Source organism: Nitrospira sp., from assembly GCA_015709715.1.
In the GTDB taxonomy this organism is placed as follows: domain Bacteria; phylum Nitrospirota; class Nitrospiria; order Nitrospirales; family Nitrospiraceae; genus Nitrospira_A.
Genome location: CP054184.1, coordinates 3,306,547 through 3,328,833 on the forward strand (window position 1 = coordinate 3,306,547; position 22,287 = coordinate 3,328,833).

Annotated in this window: 19 protein-coding genes and 2 tRNA genes; 19 read left to right on the plus strand and 2 right to left on the minus strand. The window is 60.4% G+C overall.

What is annotated here, in order from left to right; translation table 11 throughout:
• Positions 1-124 precede the first annotated feature (124 nt).
• The 17 genes from xerD to HRU82_15985 all read left to right on the plus strand — a co-directional run bounded on the left by xerD (position 125) and on the right by HRU82_15985 (position 15,906).
• Positions 125-1,078, plus strand: coding sequence for a site-specific tyrosine recombinase XerD (xerD, locus tag HRU82_15905; protein ID QOJ36332.1), 954 nt, complete (start codon positions 125-127; stop codon positions 1,076-1,078).
• A gap of 91 nt (positions 1,079-1,169) precedes the next feature.
• Positions 1,170-1,245, plus strand: a tRNA-Val gene (locus HRU82_15910).
• Positions 1,246-1,379: 134 nt separating this feature from the next.
• A tRNA-Asp gene (locus HRU82_15915) sits at positions 1,380-1,457 on the plus strand.
• 73 nt (positions 1,458-1,530) lie between these two features.
• A complete protein-coding gene (locus HRU82_15920) occupies positions 1,531-2,241 on the plus strand; it encodes a MotA/TolQ/ExbB proton channel family protein (GenBank protein ID QOJ36333.1) in 711 nt (236 codons plus the stop codon).
• Positions 2,238-2,690, plus strand: coding sequence for a biopolymer transporter ExbD (locus tag HRU82_15925; GenBank protein QOJ36334.1), 453 nt, complete (start codon positions 2,238-2,240; stop codon positions 2,688-2,690). The genes HRU82_15920 and HRU82_15925 overlap by 4 nt, the downstream gene beginning before the upstream one ends.
• A gap of 39 nt (positions 2,691-2,729) precedes the next feature.
• Entirely contained in the window at positions 2,730-3,992 is a 1,263-nt protein-coding gene (locus tag HRU82_15930; GenBank protein QOJ36335.1) for a TonB family protein, read from the plus strand.
• Positions 3,989-5,320 carry a Tol-Pal system beta propeller repeat protein TolB gene (gene tolB, locus HRU82_15935; protein ID QOJ36336.1) on the plus strand — a complete coding sequence of 444 codons (1,332 nt, stop codon included), beginning with the start codon at positions 3,989-3,991 and terminating at the stop codon, positions 5,318-5,320. The genes HRU82_15930 and tolB overlap by 4 nt, the downstream gene beginning before the upstream one ends.
• Before the next feature lie 66 nt (positions 5,321-5,386).
• Positions 5,387-6,172, plus strand: a complete 786-nt coding sequence (gene pal / locus HRU82_15940; GenBank protein ID QOJ36337.1) for a peptidoglycan-associated lipoprotein Pal — start codon at positions 5,387-5,389, stop codon at positions 6,170-6,172.
• 65 nt (positions 6,173-6,237) lie between these two features.
• The gene (gene ybgF / locus HRU82_15945) at positions 6,238-7,890 is read left to right on the plus strand and encodes a tol-pal system protein YbgF (protein ID QOJ36338.1); all 1,653 of its coding nucleotides are present in this window, start codon (positions 6,238-6,240) and stop codon (positions 7,888-7,890) included.
• Positions 7,887-8,672 carry a tol-pal system protein YbgF gene (ybgF, locus tag HRU82_15950; protein ID QOJ36339.1) on the plus strand — a complete coding sequence of 262 codons (786 nt, stop codon included), beginning with the start codon at positions 7,887-7,889 and terminating at the stop codon, positions 8,670-8,672. The genes ybgF (HRU82_15945) and ybgF (HRU82_15950) overlap by 4 nt, the downstream gene beginning before the upstream one ends.
• 72 nt (positions 8,673-8,744) lie before the next feature.
• A complete protein-coding gene (gene mutL, locus HRU82_15955) occupies positions 8,745-10,517 on the plus strand; it encodes a DNA mismatch repair endonuclease MutL (protein QOJ36340.1) in 1,773 nt (590 codons plus the stop codon).
• Positions 10,518-10,531: 14 nt separating this feature from the next.
• Entirely contained in the window at positions 10,532-11,527 is a 996-nt protein-coding gene (gene miaA / locus HRU82_15960; GenBank protein ID QOJ36341.1) for a tRNA (adenosine(37)-N6)-dimethylallyltransferase MiaA, read from the plus strand.
• 34 nt (positions 11,528-11,561) lie between these two features.
• The gene (gene mtnP / locus HRU82_15965; GenBank protein ID QOJ36342.1) at positions 11,562-12,461 is read left to right on the plus strand and encodes an S-methyl-5'-thioadenosine phosphorylase; all 900 of its coding nucleotides are present in this window, start codon (positions 11,562-11,564) and stop codon (positions 12,459-12,461) included.
• Positions 12,462-12,464: 3 nt separating this feature from the next.
• Positions 12,465-13,382, plus strand: coding sequence for a sugar kinase (locus HRU82_15970; protein ID QOJ36343.1), 918 nt, complete (start codon positions 12,465-12,467; stop codon positions 13,380-13,382).
• Positions 13,383-13,411: 29 nt separating this feature from the next.
• A complete protein-coding gene (locus tag HRU82_15975) occupies positions 13,412-14,080 on the plus strand; it encodes a tetratricopeptide repeat protein (GenBank protein QOJ36344.1) in 669 nt (222 codons plus the stop codon).
• A 9-nt stretch (positions 14,081-14,089) separates the two neighbouring features.
• The gene (locus HRU82_15980) at positions 14,090-15,037 is read left to right on the plus strand and encodes a helix-turn-helix domain-containing protein (GenBank protein QOJ36345.1); all 948 of its coding nucleotides are present in this window, start codon (positions 14,090-14,092) and stop codon (positions 15,035-15,037) included.
• Between the two features lie 548 nt (positions 15,038-15,585).
• Entirely contained in the window at positions 15,586-15,906 is a 321-nt protein-coding gene (locus HRU82_15985; protein ID QOJ37243.1) for a cytochrome c, read from the plus strand.
• A 177-nt stretch (positions 15,907-16,083) separates the two neighbouring features.
• Here HRU82_15985 and HRU82_15990 read toward each other — a convergent pair whose 3' ends face one another.
• Positions 16,084-17,922 carry a hypothetical protein gene (locus tag HRU82_15990; GenBank protein QOJ36346.1) on the minus strand — a complete coding sequence of 613 codons (1,839 nt, stop codon included), beginning with the start codon at positions 17,920-17,922 and terminating at the stop codon, positions 16,084-16,086.
• On the opposite strand from HRU82_15990, the gene HRU82_15995 reads away from it, so the two are divergent.
• Positions 17,911-19,788 carry a carbamoyltransferase gene (locus tag HRU82_15995; protein ID QOJ36347.1) on the plus strand — a complete coding sequence of 626 codons (1,878 nt, stop codon included), beginning with the start codon at positions 17,911-17,913 and terminating at the stop codon, positions 19,786-19,788. The genes HRU82_15990 and HRU82_15995 overlap by 12 nt on opposite strands.
• The gene (locus tag HRU82_16000; protein ID QOJ36348.1) at positions 19,778-21,322 is read left to right on the plus strand and encodes a hypothetical protein; all 1,545 of its coding nucleotides are present in this window, start codon (positions 19,778-19,780) and stop codon (positions 21,320-21,322) included. Before HRU82_15995 ends, HRU82_16000 begins: the two co-directional genes overlap by 11 nt.
• An 18-nt stretch (positions 21,323-21,340) precedes the next feature.
• Here HRU82_16000 and HRU82_16005 read toward each other — a convergent pair whose 3' ends face one another.
• Entirely contained in the window at positions 21,341-22,261 is a 921-nt protein-coding gene (locus tag HRU82_16005) for a glycosyltransferase family 2 protein (protein ID QOJ36349.1), read from the minus strand.
• Positions 22,262-22,287 lie beyond the last annotated feature (26 nt).

Sequence of the window (22,287 nt, forward strand, 5' to 3'; positions counted from 1 at the left end):
CCGCAATCTTGGCCACTATAAGAAACAGGTGCGGGGGTGTCAAGGTAAGTTGCGCGCATTGCGTTGTGTGATGGTCACTGCTTGGTTATAGTCGTTCAGAAGGGGAACGCCACGGACAAGGGGAATGACGTTGCAGCCGAAGATTGGTGAAACCGAGGCGCGACCGGAGCGACTGCCGCTCGAGGAATACCTGGAACGATACCGGACTTATCTCCGGGTGACGCGCGGGTTGTCTCGCAACACACTCCTTGCCTATGGGCGGGACGTGGCCGTGTTCCAGGCCTTTCTACGGGATCACGGCGTCTGGGATGCACGAGCGGTATCCCCACAGACCATGACGCACTACATGGACGGGCTCCATCGAATGGGATTGGCGGCCGTGTCGCGCGCGCGGGCGCTTGCCGCCGTGCGAAGCCTGTTTCGCTTCTTGAAGCAAGAAGGGATTGTGACGGTCGGTCCGACCCTCAGCTTACGCAGCGCCGTGCGCGCAAGGCGCTTACCGAAGACGTTGAGTTGTGAGGATGTGACGAAACTGCTGGAGATGCCGCGGCTGCTTTCGCCGGAGGATCACCGTGACCACGTGATGGTCGAGGTGTTGTATGCCGCCGGTCTACGCGTCTCGGAGTTGATTGCCTTGAGGCTGGATCAGTGCAATCTGGTCGTGGGATATGTCGGTATTACAGGGAAGGGCGATAAGCAACGCATCGTCCCACTAGGGCGGCCTGCGGTCGATAAGCTGGAAGCCTATCTGCGGACGGCGCGAGCGGAGTTGCTGAAGCAGCGGTCCTCGCGATACCTGTTCATCACGAGGAGGGGCACGCCGTTGACGCGGCAAGGGTTTTGGAAACTGCTGCGGCTGCGGGCGAAGCGGGCCGGTATCTCAGGCTTACCCTCTCCCCACATGCTGCGCCATTCGTTCGCGACCCATTTGCTTCAGCGTGGGGCGGACTTGCGTTCCGTTCAAGCGATGCTGGGGCACGCAGACATTGCGACGACGCAGATCTACACGCATGTGGATGCCTCGCAGTTGAAAAAAATCCACAATGCGTGTTTCCCGCGCAACAGGTCTCGCCGGTGAGTAAATCTCTGCAAACTATGCACCATTCTTTATTGACACCGATAGTCGGAGTTGATAGCATCCCGAAAATCTGCCAAGTGAAAACACGCTCGGGCGGATAGCTCAATTGGGAGAGCGCTGCCCTTACAAGGCAGAGGTCACAGGTTCGATCCCTGTTCCGCCTACCACGTTGAGAATTGCCGGGTTTGATCGATCAGGCATTGCCTTATCGATATATAGTGATGTACAAAAGAGCTTGCTACAGCATTTAGCCAGTAAAGTCGTAGAAGCCGGAATCTTCTTCCGCCATCTTGGGTTGCGTGGGGCCGTCGTTCAGCTCGGTTAGGACGCCAGATTGTCAATCTGGAGGTCGCGGGTTCAAATCCCGTCGGCCCCGCCATTCCCCCAGCATTTGGTACATTCCATGCTATCGTTTTCCGTTTGACGCCATGTGAAGGGAAAGGTCTAGGCTCATGTTCCAATCTGGAGTGATGGGGGTGGTCGGTTCGTTGGGAGCGGTCTCAAAGATCGTGCTCCTCCTGCTGTTGTTCGCCTCCATCATTTCATGGGGCGTGATCTTCTATAAGTGGCGCAGTTTTAAGACGGCGGATCGCGAGGACCAGCGATTTTTTAACGCCTTCACGAAGATTCGAGACCTCGATGAGTTGTATCGCCAATCGAAACGCGTGGACGGCAGTCCGAGTGCGCGAGTGTTTCAAGGGTTGATGGATCGTGTCGCGCCCTCGACCAGTGATATGTTGTTGAGCACCAGCGCGTCAAAAGAACCGACGCCCGCCTTTGATCACCACTATGTGGACAAGACCGTTGCCTACCTGGTGCAAAATCAGGTGTCCCAGTTGGAATCCTATCTGCCCATTCTGGCCACCACCGGCAATATTACGCCCTTTATCGGATTGCTGGGCACGGTGTTGGGCATTATCGATTCGTTCCGTGAAATCGGTCTGCAAGGCACTGCCAGCATCGCGGCCGTTGCTCCGGGGGTATCCGAGGCCTTGGTGGCCACGGCGGCTGGGCTTTTTACGGCCATTCCCGCCGTTATTTTCTACAATTATTTCCTCACCCGCATTCGGAAGACCGTGTTTCGGATCGAGTCGTTTACGGTGGAAGCCGTGCGCTCCTTGCAGACCAGATTGAAGCAGACGGCCGTCGGGGTGCAGGGATGATGACGGAGACGCGCCATCGCCGTTTCATGGCGGAGATCAACGTGATTCCGCTCGTGGATGTGGTGTTGGTGCTGCTGGTGATTTTCATGGTCACCGCTCCCATGCTGTATCGAGGGATGGATATCAATCTGCCGAAATCGGCCAGCAATACGATTAAGCCGGAAGCGAGGGCGGTTTTGTCCATTGAGCGAGACCAACGATTGTACTTGGATAAGGATCAGGTCAGCCTCATGCAGCTTGACCAGAAACTGCGCGTGTTGAAGGATCAAAGTCCGGATGTGTCGTTGTTTCTGCGAGCCGATCGGGATGTGCCCTACGGAATTGTGGTGCAGGTGATGGACAGTGTGAAAAAGGCCGGGATCGAAAAACTCGGGATGGTAACGGAGCCCACTGGTGCCGAGCGGGTGAGTGACTCGATGCCGACTCCGGCGCAGCCACGCAAGAAATAGCGGCTCACAGGTCGAGTCCGCGCGGTCGTATCGCAATTCATGACCTTCCAAACCCTGCCAAGACAGACTTCGCTGTTCCTCACCGGTGACGGAGGCGATGCCGGGGAGAGCCGTCTTCGCAAGACGGTGATGGTGTCCCTGCTTCTGCATCTGTGCGTGTTGACCCTCATCATGGGGGTCAAGTTGTTCAAGAAAACGGAACGCCCGCTGTCTGCGGTGGAGGTATCGCTGGTTACCTTGCCTGCCGTAGAGCCAAAGCCGGAGCCGAAGATGGAGAAGGTGGAAAAAATGGAACGGGTTGAGAAGGTCGTTCCTCGTCCGGTCCCCAGGCCGGTCCAGCCTGCTCCGATTCCTGTCCCGCCGAAACCGGTCCAGACTCCTGCTCCGACTCCGCCGCCTGTTCAGACTGCTCCAGTGGCGAAACCGGCTCCCCCGGCTCCGGTTCCTCCGGCTCCGACTCCCGCTCCGCGGTTGCCGGTTCCAACTCTCTCGGCTCCACAGCCGATTTCGCAGGCAACCCATGCACCGGCCACGGCTCCCGTGACGAATCGGACAGATGTGCTGAAGGATGTGATGAAGGATATCGAATTGCCGCCGAATGCGCCGCAGTATGGAGATCTGGCGCCCATGAAACCGGCGGAGGCCAAACGTGCCGCACAGGCCAAGCTGGAGCGATCGCCTGATCGATCGGAATTGGATGCGATGCTGAAGAGGTTGAAGGTGCCGGATCTGGCTCCCGCGGCATCGGCGGATCTTCCGCATGAGCCGGCGAAACCCACCGTTCCTCCTCCGAAGCGCGCTTCGCTGTCGGAAGAGTTGCACAGCGAACTTGACCGCGAATTGCAGGACTTGAAGAAACTTCCGCCTCCGCCTCCGGTGAAAGTCACTGAGCCGGTGCGTGAAGTCAAGCCCATGTTCCGCGAGCCGCAACCGGTGGCCAGCGCTCCGCCGGTGACCGCAAGCGTGACCCGAACCAAGCCGGATACAAAATTGCGAGTAGCAGGTATCTCTGGGTCGAATCAATACCTGGCTCGTGTGCAGGCGAGAATCAGCGGGTTTTGGACGGCCCCTCCGGTCGACCTGTCGGGAAAGGCCCTCACGGTCGTCGTGAAGTTCCGATTGGAGCGCGATGGTCGAGTGGGGACGGTGGTCATCGAACAATCGTCAGGCAACGAATATTATGACCTGTCCGCCCAGCGGGCCATTCAGAGTGCGATTCCGCTGCCGCCTTTTCCGCCTGATTTGACAGAGTCGTATTTCGATGCCCACTTCACTTTTGCTGTAGGCGAGGCTGCAGGATGAATCGGACGATCATCGGTCTCATGATGGCCCTCTGTGTGGTGGTGGGCGCCGGACTCTTTGGTATTCTGGACTCCCGCGCCACAGATGTGTTTCTTGAGGCGACCAGACCGGACTTCCAAAAAATTCCCATCGGGGTGTTCGGATTCCAGAACGGCGGCGCGCCCGAATGGCTGGGGGGGCGTATTGAAGAGGTCCTGAAGGCCGATCTGCAGCGGTCGCTGGTGTTTTCGTTGGTGGATCTACCGGGCATCGGGGTCAAGACGCGCGAGGTCACCGTCGCTGATAAGGCCGTTTTTAAACAAGCGGCCGAGAACGGTGTCTCGGTGTTGGTCTGGGGAAAATCCGGGCAGAAGAATGGCGCCAAAGACAGCGAATTGCTCATGGACGGATTCGTCTACGACAGCGGCAGCGATGAGGTTGTGGGCGGTAAGCGATATGTCGGATCCACCTCCGTGGTGCGCTTGATGGCGCATCGGTTTGCGGACGAACTGGTCTTTCGCTATACCGGCGAGCCGGGCATCGCGCGAACGAAAATCGTGTATGTTGCCGAACATGGCAATGCACGTGAACTGTTCGTGATGGACTATGACGGCTATGAGCCGAAGCAGATTACGGCCGACGGATTTCTCAATCTCATGCCGAGATGGTCCCCGGATCGGCGGTTCATCGTCTTCACGGCCTATCGCAGTCGCAACGCGCAGGACATCGACATCTTGGAGTTGGCCACCGGCAAGCGCTGGACATTGGTCTCCATGGGGGGGTTGAATATCACGCCTGCGTTATCGCCCGACGGCAATTTCCTGGCCTTTGCCAGCAGTCAGGACGGCAACTCGGAGATCTACAAACTCGACACCAGGACGAAGACGTCTCAGCGGCTGACCGTGAATCAAGGCGGGGACTTGTCTCCGACCTGGTCCCCGACGGGCCGCGAGATGGCATTCACGTCCGACCGCGGCGGATCTCCGCAAATCTTCATCATGAGCGCCGATGGAGCCAATGTGCGTCGCTTGACCTATGAAGGAGACTATAACGCCGCACCTGCCTGGTCGCCGCGCGGCAATTGGATCGCCTACGTCTGTCGTACGGCGCAACGTCTGTACAAGATCTGCATCATCTCTCCGGATGGGCAGAAACGCGTACAGGTGACGACCGGCAACGGCATTGACGATTCACCGTCGTGGTCTCCGGACGGTCGGCATTTGACCTTCAGTTCGACCATCGACGGCAAGAGCCATATCTATATGGTGAATACGGACGGCAAAGATTTGGAGCGCATCACATTCGGCGGGACCCACAACAGCTCGCCTTCGTGGTCTCCTGCGCTGTGAGCACGACCAGCCCCATGCGATCGATCATTCAACGTAACAACCTTCACCAGCACGAGGAGTAATGACATGGCGATACGGGTAGCGACAATGGGCCTGACGGTAGCAGTCGGGATGCTATTGGTCCTTCAAGGGGGCTGTTCCAAAAAATCCATTCAGTCCGGCGGTGATGCCCAGTCGTCGGAACGCGGAATGGCGAAGTCGGGCGGGCCGCCGCCGAGTGCCATGGGCTCAATGGGATCGACCGGAGGGGCCACCGGCCCGAGCAGCTCATTCGATTCAGCAGGGTCCAGCGGGTCTACGTTCCCGGATTTGTCGTTGTCGAGCAAGCCTCAGGATGAGCCGGAGGTGGGCGGGCTGCGCGGCTTCGATTCCGTCTCCGGTGGGAAGGCTCCGTCGGAGGAGCGGCTGGGTGGCAGCGGCACCATGTTGGCCAAAGTGGAACCGTCGGAAAGCACCGCGCGCCAAATCGAGGACATTCGCCGCGAGCAGGCCAAGGAACAGGCCGCGTCTGCGGAAGCGGGACTGCGGGATGTATTTTTCGGATATGACAGTTGGACGATTACCGAAGAAGGGCGGCAGTCCCTCATGGAGGACGCGCAGTGGATCAAGAACAACCCCACCGCCTTGGTGAAGATCGAAGGTCACTGCGACGAGCGCGGTACGCTGGCGTATAACTTGGTGTTGGGTGAGAAGCGTGCGAAGGCCGTGCGGAACTATCTGGTTGAACTCGGCGTCGGAGCGAACCGCTTGGCGGTGGTGTCGTACGGCAAGGAACGTCCCTTCTGCAATGAGCGGACGGAGAGCTGCTATCAGCAGAATCGTCGCGGACACGTCGTGGTCCGGTCGAAATAACTGTTCGGAATGTGGGTGATGTGACATGATTCCCGGCAACAGCTGGCGGTAAAGGGAGGCTTGTCATGGACGGCGAAGTACCTCAGCGAAACACGATGAGCATCGGACCAAGGAACGGCGGACGTCGCCTGTTCTCCGACACGATCAGGGTACAGCAGGGCGTCGTCGTGGTCCTCGCGGCCGGCATGGCATTCTTGTCCGGTTGTGTGGCCCAACAGGCGGATCTGAAGCAGACCGAACGCGAGCTACAACGTCGCATCAAGCAGTCGACCGAAGAGCTGGCCCAAACACGGGCTCGTCAAAACCAGGAAATCGTGTCGCTACGCGAGCAGGATATTCCCTCTTTGCGCGGCGATGTGGATAAAGCGATCCATCGGGCCCAAACGCTTGAAGCGCGGCAGGACGATCTGCTCGCCAAGCTGGCCTCTCAGGACGTGAAATTTACTCAGCAGCTCCGCGAGGGAGAGAAGCGTTCCATTGAAGAAAGCAAACGACTCGGCTGGGTAGAAAAACAACTCGTCGACCAGGATGCTTTGCTCAAGGGGGAACGGGACCGCAGCAGGGCGGAACTCACGGCTCTCACGACGCGTCTCGATCAGGTGGCCTCCCATATCGAGGCTGTTCAGAAGAATATGCTCGATGCGGTGTCGAAGACCAACACGGCGCTGGCGCAGAAAGTGGATTCGCGGCTGGACGAGCAGCAGCGTCTGCTGACCACACTCGAAAGCCGTTCCCACAATGTGGCCCAGCTTGATGCTCAGAACAAAACCATGGCGGATCAGGTGGTTAAATTTAACCAGGCTCTGGTCGAATTCCGCTCGGCCCTGACCAACCTGGGCGAGCGTGTGATGCAGCAGGATCAAACGGTCAAGCATCTTGCGAGCTCTCTGGAACAGGAAACCACGGCCTTAGGCCGCAGGACAGAAGCGTTGGCTGGAAAAATCGATGCCGACAACAAGGTCACGACCGAGCACTTGAACGAAGTCAACCGGAGCGTAGCGTCGGTCGCCAAGGCCTTGGAGAATGCCGGGGGAAAATTCGTCTCCCGTGGCGATGACCAGGAACGTCGAATCGAAGAGACTTCGCGGCAGGTCGCTCATATCCAGTCTCAGATCGTGACGCTCGACAAAAATCTGGAAAATCAGCATGCGTTCCTGAAGCAGGTGGAACAGCACCTGGCCTCCTTGCGCACCGCTGCCGTTCCGCGCAGCGAGCCTGCCCCCGTGGTTGCCGAGGCCGCTCCGGTCCCGCAGGCTCTGCCCCCTGCAGAGCCACCCCCATCGGCCAACGGCGCGACGAGCCGATCGGAGAATCGCAGCGCCGCGCTCCTGGCCGATCGTGAGTTCTACGAACGGATTTTAACCCGATTCAAGGATGGAGACTTGGATGGAGCCAGGCAGGGGTTCGCCGAATTTCTGGCGCAACATCCCCATTCAGACCTTGCGCCCAACGCTCGGTTCTGGTTGGGGGAGTCCTACTACGGCAAGAAGGATTACTCGCGCGCCATCGATGCCTATGACCAGGTGCAGCTGAATCATCCTGCCAGCGAGAAGGTGCCTGCCGCGCTACTGAAAAAGGGGTATGCCTATCTGGCGCTCAAAGATCGGAAACGGGCGGCGTCGGCGCTCAAGCAGGTCATCGATCTGTATCCCCGGTCGCCGGAAGCCAATAAAGCCGTCGATAAGCTGAACCAACTAAAGGAGCTGCCTGAGCGATGAGCCGTCGACTCATTGTGTCGTTGCAAGTGGGTTTGTGCTGTGCCGCCGGCGTGATCTTCACCGGTTGCGCGAAGCACGCCGATTTCCTGGAAGTGCGGGACCAGGTGTCGATCATCGCAAAGACTCAGGACCAGGAGCAAAAGCGGTTCGAGGCGATGCAGCGCCGGTTGGAAGCGTTGGAACGGGTGCGGGAGCCGGAAGGGGGTAAACTCAGGCTCGATGATGCGTTGGCGCGGCTGCAGAAGTTGGAAGGGCGTTTAGCCAAGATCGAGGAGGCGCAGATGGCCCAAGCGGCTGCGGCGCGGTCGGACTTCGCGTTGGCCGAGGCGACTCGTCAGGCGCGGGTGACCAAGCCTGCGGCGCCGATTGATCTGCCTTCGGCGGTGCCCGGCGTGCAGCCGATTACCATCACTCCGACCTCGGCCTTCAACCTGGCTTACAACGACTATCTCAACGGAAAATTTGACCTGGCCGTCAGCGGCTTTCAGCGGTTCATCAAGGATTTCCCCTCGACGTCCTTGACACCGAACGCGCATTATTGGCTCGGTGAATCCTATTATGGCCAAAAGGATTATGTGCGGGCCATGCAATCGTTTGAACATGTGGTGAACGAATACGTCGGAAACGAGCGGGTTCCGGCCGCGCTCTTCAAGCTCGGTTTGTCTGCGGCGGAAACTGGCGACACGACCAAGTCCAGAAAATATCTCAAGCGAGTGATCGAGGAGTACTCCACCTCCGACGAAGCGAAACTCGCCAAGGCCAAGATGGCTGAGCTGCGATGACCTTGAGGTTCGCCGCACAGCCTCCCCTCTGCCGCCATAGTCCCCACACCAACGCCGGGGGCCTTTCCTCTCATGGACCGAGTCGGTAATCTCCGAAAAATCCACCTCCTCCCGAGCGACGTGATCGGTCGGATTGCGGCCGGCGAGGTCGTAGAGCGGCCAGCCGCCGTGGTGAAGGAGTTAATCGAAAACAGTCTCGATGCGGGGAGTAGTACCATTACCGTCGAGGTCAAGGACGGGGGGCTCAGCCTTATTCGCGTTATCGATGACGGTGAGGGGATGTCACGTCCCGACGCCTGTGTGGCGTTCGAACGGCATGCCACCAGTAAATTGCAGTCCGATCACCAACTGGCCGCGATTCGAACCATGGGCTTTCGCGGTGAGGCGCTTCCCAGCATTGCGGCGGTCTCAAAGGTGCGGCTCACGACCATGCCTCGGCCGGAGCCGCTAGGGACGCAATTGTGGCTGGAAGGTGGGACCCTTGATCGGGTCGAAGACGTTGCCGCAGCGCCCGGTACGACGGTCGAGGTTGCCGAGCTGTTCTACAATACGCCGGCTCGTAAGAAGTTTCTCAAGTCGACGACCACGGAATTTTCCCATCTCAGCCACACCGTCCAGCAGGCCGCGCTGGCTTGGCCGCAGGTCCATGTGCGACTGATCCATAACGGATATGATGTCTTCGATTTTCCGGCTGTCTCTTCGCACCGTGATCGGGTCTTGCAGGTCCACCGTGCTGCATTCGGGGACCGAGCGTTACCGGTTGAGGCGGAGCGTGGTGGTCTCTCGGTCAAGGGCTTCATCATCGATCCCGTGCGAGCCCGTGCCGGACGGACGCCGCAGGAACTGTTCGTCAATCGCCGGCCGATCAAGAACGCTACGGTCCAACATGCCGTGATCGATGGGTATAGCTCCTTCCTTGCCAAAGGACATGTTCCACTCTTCGTGCTGTTCCTTGAGGTGGAGCCGCAACGCGTGGATGTGAACGTGCACCCGACGAAACGCGAAGTGCGGTTTGCCGACTCCGAGAGCGTCCATCAGCTGGTACGCTCGGCAGTGCGGCATGCCTTGGGACGGATTCAAGTGGTGGCGTCCACTGCCGCCGCCGCGCATCTCCATCCCCATGTCCGGACCGCACCGTTCCCTCCCATCGGGGTGGAGGTAGGAGGGGGGACAGATGGAGAGCGGACGGCCGGAGCCTCGGCGGGGCCTGCTCCCGAGCAGACCTCGTTTGTGGGAGAGGGCGCAGTGGCCTACGATCTGGCCGAAGCGGTGGAGGTTGTGGCCTTGGGCCAGATGAGCCGTACGTTCTTGATCGCTCAGGTTGGAACGGAGCTTCAGGTGGTCGATCAACATACGGCGCACGAGCGGGTCCTGTTCGAACGGTTATGGCGTGCATGGCAGGGACGCAGCATAGCCTCGCAGCCGCTGCTGTTGCCGGAACCGCTGGAATTGCCGGTGCAGCAGGCCCTCATCCTCCAACGGCACCTGCCAGAATTGGAGCGCCTCGGCCTCCTGATCGAGCCGTTTGGCCCGGCGTCGTTCTTGATTCGCAGCCTACCCATTCTCTTGGGTCATACCGACCTGGCTGCGCTCGTGCAAGATCTTGTGGAAGACCTCGAACAGTGGGATTCGATCTCGTCGCTGGAATACAAAGTGAAGCCAGTCCTTGCATCGCTGGCCTGTCATGGGGCCGTCCGGGCAGGTCGTGCCATGGCGCTTCCCGAGATCAAGCAACTGGTACAGGACTGGGTGGCGGAAGGTCTCATCATGACCTGTCCGCATGGGCGTCGCACCGCGTTCCGGCTCTCGGCCGAGGAACTGGCCCGTCTATTCGATCGTGCGTAGTGGCGAGGCGTTGGATGGTCCGGCTGTCACCACAGGCCCTGGCATCACGGCCCTTGATCGTATTGGTCGGTCCGACGGCCGTAGGGAAGTCCGAAATTGCGGTCTCGCTGGCTCGAGCCCTGGATACAGAGGTGCTGACGGCCGACTCTCGCCAGGTCTACCGCAGCATGGACATTGCCACCGACAAGCCTTTACCGCGCCAGCAACAGGGCATCCCCCACCGGCTCATCGATTTGGTAAATCCCGATGAACCATTTAACGCCGGAGACTACCGCCGGTGGGCGTTGCGGGAGATCGAGCGACTCTACCGAGACGGTCGCATTCCCCTGATCGTGGGCGGGACCGGTCTCTATATTCGGGCGCTTGTGCGCGGGCTCTGCGAGGCTCCACCGTCGGATCAGGCCTATCGGGCTTCGCTGGTGCTGGAAGCGAAGACGAGAGGGCACCGATTTCTCTACGACGAGTTGATGGCGGTGGATCCTGATCTGGCGTCCCGTCTCCACCCTCATGATGAGGCCAAGATCGTGCGCGCCCTGGAAGTGCATCATCTGTCGGGACGGCGTTTATCGGAAGTTCAGCAAGGCCATCAGTTTTCGGGAGAGGCCTTTACGACCCTGATGATCGGGTTGATCCGCGATCGTGCCTTACTCTATCGCCGTATCGATGAACGGGTCGACACGATGTTCGCGCGGGGGCTGGTGGAGGAAACATCCCGACTTCTGGCGAAGGGGTATGGACGTGAGTTGGGTGCGATGAAGGGGTTGGGGTACCGTCAAGTCGCAGGGTACTTGGCAGGCGAGTACGGCCGCGAGGAGGCGGTCCGTCTGTTGAAGCGAGACACGCGCCACTTTGCAAAGCGCCAGATGACCTGGTTCCGAAAAGAGCCTGGTCTGCGTTGGTGGCCGCTCGAACCGGAGGAGCCGGTCGAGGCCGTGGCAGGGCGTCTCCTTGAGACCATTGAAGCCTTTCTGGGCGAGTTGGAGCGACCGCAACCGGCTGCCGCCTCCTGAAGCTCGTCAGGGAGAGAGAAAAGGAATCGTCTGTATGGCAGGAAAACAGCAAGCCGATCGGGCGACGATCGGCATCATCGGCGGCAGCGGATTGTATGACATCGAGGGGCTGCAGAAAGTCCGTGAGGTCCGCGTGCGCACTCCGTTCGGGCCTCCATCGGATGCGATCGTGACCGGCTTGCTCGGGTCGGTTCCCGTCGCGTTCTTGGCCAGGCATGGCCGTGGGCATCGGTTCAGCCCCAGTACGATCAATTACCGCGCCAATGTCTATGCGCTCAAATCGCTTGGGGTGACCCACGTGATTTCGGTCAGCGCGGTGGGCAGCATGAAGGAAACGATCCATCCCGGGGCGGTGGTGTTGCCGGATCAGTTTCTCGATCTGACCAAGCGGCGCCCGTCGACGTTCTTCGATGACGGAATCGTCGCCCATGTCGGTTTCGGCGATCCGGTCTGCGCGGCCTTGGCCGATGAATTGGACCGGGCAGGACGAGCGTTGGGGGCGACGCTCCACCGGAATGGAACCTACGTCTGCATGGAAGGGCCCCAGTTTTCCACCAAGGCGGAGTCTCGATTGTACCGTCAGTGGGGCGTGGATGTGATCGGGATGACCAACATGCCGGAAGCCAAGCTCGCCCGGGAAGCCGAGATGTGTTACGCAACGGTGGCGTTGGTGACCGACTACGATTGCTGGCACGAGACGGAAGAGGCGGTCACGGTCGAAGCGATTCTGGAGACGCTCCATAAGAACGTGGAATTGGCAAAACAGTTGTTGAAAGCCGTCGTGCCCGCGTTGAATCCCGATCGCTCTTGTGGCTGCCGCCAGGCGTTACGCAATGCCATTGTGACCGCGCCGAATCGCATCTCGGCGGCCACGAAGCGGCGAGTAAACCTCTTGATTGCGCCCTATATTCGGACGCGGAAAGGAACACGGTGACGCATGGGTAAGTTGCTGGTAGTCGGATCGGTGGCATTGGACACGGTCAAAACACCCTTCGGCGAGGTGGCCGAAGTGCTCGGCGGATCCGCCACCTATTTTTCCACCGCCGCGAGTTACTTCACTGCGGTCAATCTCATTGCCGTCGTTGGAGAAGACTTCCCCGAGCAGCATGTCGCGTTCCTCAAGAGCCGTAACATCGACCTCGCGGGCCTGGAGCGGCGGCCCGGCAAGACCTTTCGCTGGAAGGGTGCCTATTCCCATCAGTTGAACGAAGCGCAGACGCTGGACACTCGCCTGAATGTGTTCGAAACGTTTCGGCCCCAAATTCCCCCGCAATACGCCTCGCCCGAGGTGCTCTTTCTCGGCAACATCGATCCGGAGTTGCAGCTTGACGTGCTGCAGCAGGTCAAGCGTCCTCCCTTGGTGGCCTGCGATACGATGAATTTCTGGATCAACGGAAAACGGGATGCCCTGTGGAAAGTGCTGGAGCACATCGATATTTTGATCATCAACGATGGGGAGGCCCGGGCCTTGGGAGAAGATGCCAATTTGGTGAAGGTGGCGAAGAAAATTCTCGCGCGCGGCCCCAAACATCTCATCATCAAGCGGGGAGAATATGGTGTCCTGATGTTCAATGACAGGCAGGTCTTCGGTGCACCGGCCTTTCCTCTGGATGAAGTCCGCGATCCCACCGGCGCGGGCGACACCTTCGCAGGCGGGTTTCTCGGCTATCTGGCGGCGACGGGAAACCGTTCGGCGGAAGCGATGCGACAGGCCATCATCTTCGGCAGCGTTATGGCCTCCTTTACCGTAGAAGCCTTTAGCCTTGACCGATTGCGGATCCTGGATTACAAAGAGATTGAAGCCCGCTTCAAAGAATTCAAACGACTCACCCATTTCGAGGACCTCAACGCGTGATCGGATCTAGAGGCAGGAAAACTCGTGCCATGCGGCTCCGTGGACATCAAGGGGGGGGAGGCTGGTTGCTTCTGGCGGTCGGCCTGTTGTCGTTCTCCGCTTGCGCCAACGAAGAGAATCTCCGCAAGTCCAAAGGGTTCTACCAAGAGGGTGTGGCGCGGTTGAGTTCCGATCAGCAACAGGCGTATGTGTCCTTTCAAAAGGCCGTCAAGCTGAATCCGGACAACAAGGAAGCGCACTACGGACTCGGGCATATTTATGCCATGCAGGGGCGGTTCAAGCTGGCGGAAGAATCGTTTCGTGACGCCATCCGGGTCGACGGCGACTATGCCGAAGCGTATACATATCTCGGGCAAGTACTGGCGAATCAAGGACGATGGAAAGACGCGATCGCAGCCTACCGACAGGCGTTGAGCAATCCCTTGTATCCGACACCCGACTTGGCGCGGTTCCAGCTGGGAAAAGCCTTGAGGCACGAGGGGGATCTGCAAGGGGCGATGGAAACTCTGGAGGATGCTACGACCGTGACCCCACCGAATGTGCCCCCGGCACTGCTGCAGCTGGAGCTCGGGCGTGTGTACCACGACCTCGGTTTTGACGACAAAGCACGAGAAGCCCTGTCCAAAGTGTCGGCGTTGGACAAGGGCGGAGAACAAGCGGCTGCGGCACAAGAGCTGCTCGGTAAGCTCAAACCATAGGCGGATACCATGGAATCAGTGGGCGAATTTTTTCGGCAGGTGCGCGAAACCAAAGGGTTAACGGTCGACGAAGTCGCTTCGAAGACCCGCATCCGGGCGGACTTCGTCAAGGCACTTGAGGAGGGCAACTTCGCCAAATTGCCGGATCAAGTCTTCGCCCGCGGGTTCGTGCGGTCCTATGCGCGGTCGCTTGGGCTGGATGAAGAAGATGCCATTCACCGATTCGCACAATCCGCGGGGGCCTTTTACGAAAAACAAGGTGAACGGGAACGGTTGCGCCAACGCCAAGTCGAAGAGGAGCGCCGTCGTAAAGCGAATCGGAAGGCCGTCGGGATTGCGATTGCTGTTGCGATCGTGACGTTGGTTTTCCTGCTGAGTCGCGAGCAGACTTCGACGTTCGTGCGTCGTGCAGCCACTGATGCGCCGCCGCTCGGAAAGAAGAGCGCGCCATTTGCCCGGGAGCCGCAAGAGCCTGCCGCGCGTCCCGAGTCGGATATCCCCCTGCCTCCGCCATTGGGGGGGAAATCGGTTGAGTCGACCCATGCGAGTCAGGCAAAGCCGATGCAACCGGTTCAGGAAAAGGTGGCGGCTCCCGCTCCGACTGTTGCCGCAAAGCCTCCGATGCAGGCGGAGATCACTCCGGCTCCGGCCGCTTCATCGGCGGGATCCGATGGCCCCCTCGCAGGGTTGTCTGTCGACGGTCCGGTCGGCTCAGACGGACCACTGGTCCTCGATCTGGATGCGACGGAGCTGAGCTGGGTCGTGGTGCAAGTCGATGCCGGAAACCCTCAAGAGGCGTTGCTGCGTCCGGGGGAGCGTGCGCAGTGGAAAGCGCAGGATCAATTTACGGTCACCCTGGGCAATGCCGGGGGTGTTCGTGCCGAATTGAACGGCAAGCCGCAGAAACCATTCGGCCCGAGTGGGAAAGTCGTGCGAGATGTCGTGCTGAAACGCTGACGGTTGGCCTGTCAGCGGCCCCTCTCATTCGATACCGTTTTCCTCCCTCTCTCGATGACCCGGTGGTCCGCTCCCTATGGTGTCTCGCTTCGTTACGGTGAGGCGGCGTGGGGCGGCTGTGGCGCAAAGGCGTCACGACCCGTGTTCGCGCGCCTGTGCGGTGTGTGAGCGACATTGAAATCATTGGAAATCTCGCCATCCTCCGCGCAGGCGTCCTGGCACGCCATTTGAGTTTTGCTTCGAATCGTAGGCGACCGAGCGACATGAATGATGGCGGGCCGTTCCCTTGACAAGATGGAAAACGCGTTGCTATATTTCGCGTGCTTTATCCGACCACAGTGTCGTTCATTGTTGTAGCGGTCTCTATACGAGTCGAGTTGTTCGCGCAGTGGGTTCAACACAAAGGAGGAGTTGTGATGGGGTATCTTTCTAAGTTTGTGGGTGTGTGTGCAGCCGTCACCCTGTTGTCTGTGACGGTCGTGGGCGCCGAAGAGAAGGATCCGACCAAGGCACGCGTTCCGGCGGATCAGATCGCGGATGCCAAGGCCATGAAGAACCCGGTTGCGTCAACCCCTGAGAGCGTTGCCAAGGGCAAGGCTCTGTACGAGGGGAAGGGCACCTGCTTCAACTGCCATGGCAAGGAAGGAAAGGGCGACGGTCCTGCCGGCGCCATCCTGAATCCGAGCCCACGCAACTTCACCAACTGCAAGTTCCACAAGAAGCGGAAAGACGGCGAGCTCTTCTGGGTCATCAAGAACGGCAGCCCCGGCACGGGCATGGTGTCGCTGGTTCCTGCCGCCATCACTGAAGAAGAAGCTTGGACGATCATCAACTACGAGCGGAGCTTCTGCAAGGGCGGAGAAGAGTAGTCGAACCTATTCAGCCCGAGCGGCTGGATCACGAAGGGGCGGTGGGGGCAACCCACCGCCCCTTCGTTTTTTCTCATCTGCAGTGACGAGTCCGAAGCCAGCACCTCGTGGCTGATCGTGGCAGAGGCCGACCGCTTGATCGGGGAGCTGGGACGCGGGGAATGAGAGGGGGAGAGGTTACCGCCGCTGAGGAGCGGTGAGAACGATATCGAGGTTCTTACCGAGAGCTTGGTGGGCCGGTAGTGCCTGCGGCTGTTGGTCCTGCTTGAATTGGCTTCGCGCCGTAGGGGACACCTTCTCTAATAGGTAGGTCGTGGCTTCGCCCAAGGTTACCTCGCCGTTGCGATTGCTGTCGGCGTCGCCGCGAAGCCCACGCAGCAGGGTGTAGGTCAACAATCCGTGCCGCCAATCATCCGATTCCAAACTCTTTCCGAACCCCGTCGTGCCGATGATGCGGAACACCGAGTTGCCCGCTCCGCCCCATTTAGGCATGGGGGGCTTGGCGCGCTCGGCCCCGCTCTTGATGACCGTTCCATCGAAGATGAAGAGGATCTGCTTGGCTTTCAGTTGTCCTAAGGCGGCGTCCAGTTCTTTAAGAGGATATAGGCGCGTCGTGCTACCCAAGGATCCATCATAGGGAATCAAGAACGTTTCTCCGGTCGGGGAGACGATGGCCTGTCCGGCGAAGTAGATCGTCACCACGGAGTCCTTGGTGACCTTCGAGGGCAACCAATCGTGGATCGCTTCTTCGATGTCCGGGCGCAGGGCCCCCCAGTCTCGCAGTAACCTGACATTGTTGGGTGGAAGCCCCCCCAGGGTCTGAAAATAGGCGGCGACCGTTTCGGCGTCAAGCCCCGCATATTTTCGCGCTGGGATATGCGGCTCGCGATAACTGCCGAGACCAATTGCGAGCAGGTAGCCGTCGCGTCGCTGGAAACCGGTTGAGACCGGCGGAATCCGGTCTACATCGTCACCGTTGAGGGGGGCTGCTTGAAGGGCAGCACGCAAGGCTTGGGCAGGAGGAGGGGCTTGGCCGTCGGCGGGTATGAGAGAAACCTGGAATTCCGCCTGCTGCTGCGAGAGTGCTTGGGGCAGTGTCGCTACGAACTCCAGGGATTTTGAGCCACCCGGTTCGATCGGCCCCACGGAGAGTTTCGTTGCTGGGAATTGTCCGATCAGGGCCGGAGGTCCGGCGAGCTGGACGGCAGTTGCGGGCACGGCAGAGGAACCGGCATTGACGACGTCGATACGGATGCGGATGCGCTCACCGCCCTCGAGCACTTGGTTGCCGTTTTCATCCAGGAGGGTGGCCTTGAAGGTTAAGGATGATGCGGCTGGTCCGGCCGGCGGAGCGGTCGAGCCGGTCGCTTGGGCGGTCGATGCGACAGTCTGAGCTGCCGACGCGGTGCCCGCCTTGGCGGCAGGATCGAATAACACGCGCGCCTCCTGCATGAACTGTGCGGCCAGCACTGCGGATGTATCCTGCACCAATGGATCAATCACATAGTCGCAGCGTTGTTGGGTCAATTCCAGCTGCAGCCGTTCTTTTCGAGCGGCCTGCAGCGGCCGTTCGGCCAAGGGCGTGCCCGCTTGATCGAAAAACTCGGCAAAGGCGTCCAGGCCGAGTTCAGCCGGTGCCCGATCATAGAGGCCGTCCGTTTGAATCTTGAGCCGGGGTTCCAAGAGGCGGAGGCGGACAATCACATCCGGTTTCGCGTCCGTGGCGTGGCCGTCTTGCATCACCACCGTTCGAAATGTCTGATGGGCGGCCTGTATGAGCAGGTCTTCGGCCGTCGAGCCGATCGCCAGCGGACGAAACCGACCACACCCGTCGAGATATTGAGTCTTGGCTTCGGAGAGCGACGGATCGACCTCGATTCGGGCTGTCAGGGGAAGCGGAGGTCCGAGGTCCGGAAGTGTTTGTCGCGCGAAGCGGGCCTTGATAGTGTCGCAGCCGCCGAACGTTGACAGCTGGACGAGTAGGATGCCGCAGACGCACAGGCGATGGAGTCTCAAAGCGACAGGTTCCTCCCCGGAGCCGATGTTGCTCCGGCGCAAGTCGAAGGGGAACGGTACAGGAAAGAATGGGGCATTGCAACCGCGTCCGCGGATCGGTTGCCACCCTGCGAGGGCTCGTTTATCCTACGCGCCATCATGCTGGTGTTGGGCCTTGCCAATATGCGGGATGCGGCGGCTGCCTTGCTGTCCGACGGGCAGATTGCCGCGGCAGCCGAGGAAGAGCGGTTCGTTCGGGAAAAACACGTGACGGCGTTGCCCGTCCAGGCCATCCGGTATTGTCTGCGAGAGGCGGGCTGCTCCTTGCGCGACGTGGACGCGATCGTCGTGCCTTGGAAGTATTGGGTCGTGGGCCGCCGGCTGCGCCTCGCGTTGACTGCCATGGCGCGTTCGCCGGCCTTGTTTCGCGTCAAGGGCCGGCGGACGTACGAACGGTTCCGTGGGGAATGGGTCGAATTGTTCCGGCTTCGGCAGGAGTTGCGTCGACGCGTGGAATCAGGCGGGCCTCGACCCTTGTTCCTGGACCATCACCTCTGCCATGCAGCCAGTTCATTCCTGGTGTCGCCGCACGACCGTGCGGCCATTCTCGTGGTTGACGGAGCCTCGGAAGCAGATACGGCCTTGCTGGCGATCGGAGAGGGCACGCGGATCAGCGTCCTGGATCGCGTCCCGCTGCCCCATTCGCTCGGTCAATTTTATGCCGCGATGACTGCCTTCTTGGGATTTCGGCCGGACTACGATGAGTACATCGTGATGGGCCTCGCGGCGTCCGGCGATCCGATCTTCGCGGAGGCCTTGCGCCGTGAGGTGCTTCGTCTGTTGCCTCACGGGCGCTTCGAGCTGAACACGCGCGTACTCGATTTCCATCTGGCTCGAGCCGGGTTGTTCACGGAGGCGTTCACCCGTCTCTTCGGTCCACCGCGGCGTCCGATGGATCCGTTGACGCAACGCCATCGAGACGTGGCGGCCAGTGCGCAGGTCGTGTTGGAAGAGGCGCTGCTCCATTTGGGGCGCCATCTACGGACCATCACCCGGGCGGAGTCGCTGTGCCTGGCAGGCGGAGTCGCCTACAATTGTGCCGTCAACGGTCGGCTGCGCGCGGAGCTTGGATTTAGGGAGGTCTACGTGCCTCCGGCGGCTGGTGATGCGGGTGCGGCGCTGGGAGCTGCCGTCTGGTGGACCGCCAGGCGTAAGGGAACAAGAACGAGCATGCCGTCGGCGTTCTGGGGGCCGCACTTCAATGCGGCCGATTGTCAGGCGGCGTTGGTGCGGGCCGGGTTGATCGCTGAGCCGCTCTCTGAACCGGATCTCTCCCATCGCGTGGCCACGGAACTTGCGCGAGGCCGCTTGGTCTTTTGGTTCCAAGGACGCATGGAATGGGGCCCGCGTGCGCTAGGCAATCGGAGTCTACTCGCGGATCCGCGCCGCGAGGACATGCGCGAACTCATCAATAGTAAGGTGAAGCAGCGGGAAGCCTTTCGTCCCTTCGCCCCCTCCGTGTTGGCCGAGCGAGCGACGGAGTTGTTCGAGCTGCCCGGACCGTCGGAGTTCATGCAGTTCACGGTGCGAGTGAAGGCTTCGGCGAAGGGGCTGATTCCAGCGGTGACGCATGTCGACGGTACCGCACGGGTCCAGACGGTCACGCGTGAGGCCAATCCCCGCTTCCACGCACTTTTGACGGCTTTTGATCACCTCACCGGCGTGCCGGTGTTGCTCAATACTTCGTTTAATGTGCAGGAACCGATCGTGTGTACGCCTGAAGACGCCGTACGGTGTTTCTTGCGGACACGGGTCGAGTGGCTGGTGCTCGGTACCCTGCTGGTGGGGCGCCCCTCAAGACCGTCTACCGTGACCCATGCCTGTTGAGCCTCCCCGCTCGGCAGCGTTTCCGTTGCAGTCGGCGCTTCGGATTCTTCTGGATTTGCTCCTTCTCTGCTTCGCGCTGAACTTGGTGCTCCAACCGTTGGTGGAGCCGGACTTTGGCTGGCATCTGCGTGCCGGGCTGGATTGGCTCTCGCACGGGTTGCGGCTGCCGGATACCGATCCCTACTCCCATACGATGCCCGACTGGCGATGGGTGGAACATGCTTGGCTGACCGATGGCATCGTGGCCCTGCTGTATCGGACCTTCGGCGCGTTCGGTGGATTGGTGGTGATCCTGTGGTTTGGTCTGGTGACCCTCCTGGCCTGGTGGGCGGCTGCTGCCGCGGCTGCTGTCTCGCGGACCTACCGATTGATCGCCATGGTCGCCGGTCTTTGGGTGGCCTTGCCCTTTCTTGGTGCCAGGACACAATTGGTCAGCGTACTCGGCTTCGCGGTGCTGTTGTGGTGGTGGCCTCAGATCCGCCAAGGCCGGCGACAATGGCTGTGGGGCTTGCCGCCGTTTTTTGTACTTTGGGCCAACCTCCATGGAGGCTTCACCGCCGGGCTCTTTCTGTTGGGGCTATTGTTGCTCTCGTCGCTGTTGTTGCGCGTGACAGTCGATCGGTGGCCTGCGGTGGCTGCGTGGCTCGACGAGCCGATCTTGTCATGGGAAAGATGGCTGCATCTCTCGCTGATCGTACTGGTGGCGGCGCTGGTGACGCTGCTCAATCCCTACGGGTGGCGGCTGCATGCCGAGATCTACGACTCGCTGACGGATCGATTTATGGTCGACACGTTGCGGGAGTGGCAGCCGGTCTCTTTGCAAGGATGGGCCGGCCGGGCCTACGGCTGGTATTTGGCGGGACTGGCCGTCCTCGTCATCGGGTGGTATCGACGTATCGAACCCGTACGATGGATGCTGGTGCTGGTGATGCTTGCACTGTCGCTACGGCATTGGAGGAACGTCACCCTGTTTTTGATCGTGAGTCTGCCGCTTGCCGCGGAGCTGCTCCCGCTGGTGACAGCCTCGCTCCGCCGGTGGGCGCCGATCCTGACGCGTCAACCGAACATCGCGCTGGGGCTGGTGACGTTGACGGTGGGGGGGACGCTCTCAAGTTTGGGGACCGACCATCTGATCCATGTCTGGCGATCCGGTACGGCCACGGAAGCCTCGTTTGAAGAGACCGAGTACCCGATCGAAGCCGTTCGCTGGATTCGGCACCATCGCAGCGAACTCGGCAGCAGAGTCTATAACGACTATGGCCACGGTGGCTTTCTGCTGTGGCAATTGCCGGGCGAGCGCATCTTCATCGACGGCAGGATGCCGGCGTGGCACCTCGGAGACCGTTGGATTTTTCGGGACTATGTGGAACTGAACCGGGAGGAGGCGCCGACGCTTGTACTATTGGATCGATACGAGGTGGACTGGGCCATCACGCAACGCGGCGGTCCGGTCGCTCGTGCGTTGGAATCTCAGCGAGGATGGCGCACCCTCTACACCGATGAAAAGGTGGTCATTCTGCGCCGTCCGGCCTGATTCGCTGCCGTTGCTCTGTTACGGATGGGAGGGTTCGATGGACGCCAAGGCCGGTTCGATCGGCTGTAAGAGCTCACGGCTTCGAGGATGGTAGAACCCCTCTGCCTCACGCCTCCGAATCTCCAGCAGTTCCTGCAGCATCGTGAAACCGTCCCGCCAGACGCGGACTTTGGAGCCCGGCTGGTCGGCCCAATTGACCGGCACTTCCGCGATGCGGTAGCCGCGTCGCTGGGCGACGTAGAGCACTTCGAGGTCGAATGCATACCCATTCACGCAGGTCACCGCAAACAGGTCCTGGGCTACGGAGCGGCGGAACAACTTGAATCCGCATTGGGTGTCGGCGAGGGGAAGCCCAAGACGCTGCACCATGCCATTGAAGGTCGTTCCCAATGCGCTGCGCAGCCAGCGCGCCTGAACGGTGTAGCCCGGTTGCCGTGAGGCCAAGGCGCGTGATCCGATGGCCAGGTCTGCCCCCGCCTCAAGCGCCTGCTCCAAGTGGGAGAATTCTTCGATAGGGGTGGCCCCGTCGGCATCCGTAAACAGTTGCAGCAGTCCCCGCGCTGTCTGCATGCCATGGCGGACGGCGGCCCCCTTTCCCATGTTGTTGGGCAGGCGAATCAGCCGAATCTGCGGAATCCGTAGGGCCGCAGACTCCACCTCTCGCGCGGTTCCGTCCAAGCTGCCGTCGTCGACGACGAGGATTTCATAGGCCAACCTGCGTTGGGTCAAATGGGTTGCGATATGCTGGAGAGTCGGGGGGAGGCGATGGGCTTCATTGTAGGCCGGGACGATGACCGAGAGATACGGCGCTTGAGTCGAGGTGAGTGTCACGCGGAGACAGCCTCCAGCCGGAGTGTGTTGCTGCCGATGGTCCTTGACGCGTCGCTGTTGGGCCGACACGGTAGCCGAGCCGGAGGGGAATTGCAAGCGCAGCGTCACGGTTCTTGACAGGCTCCCCCTCCGGA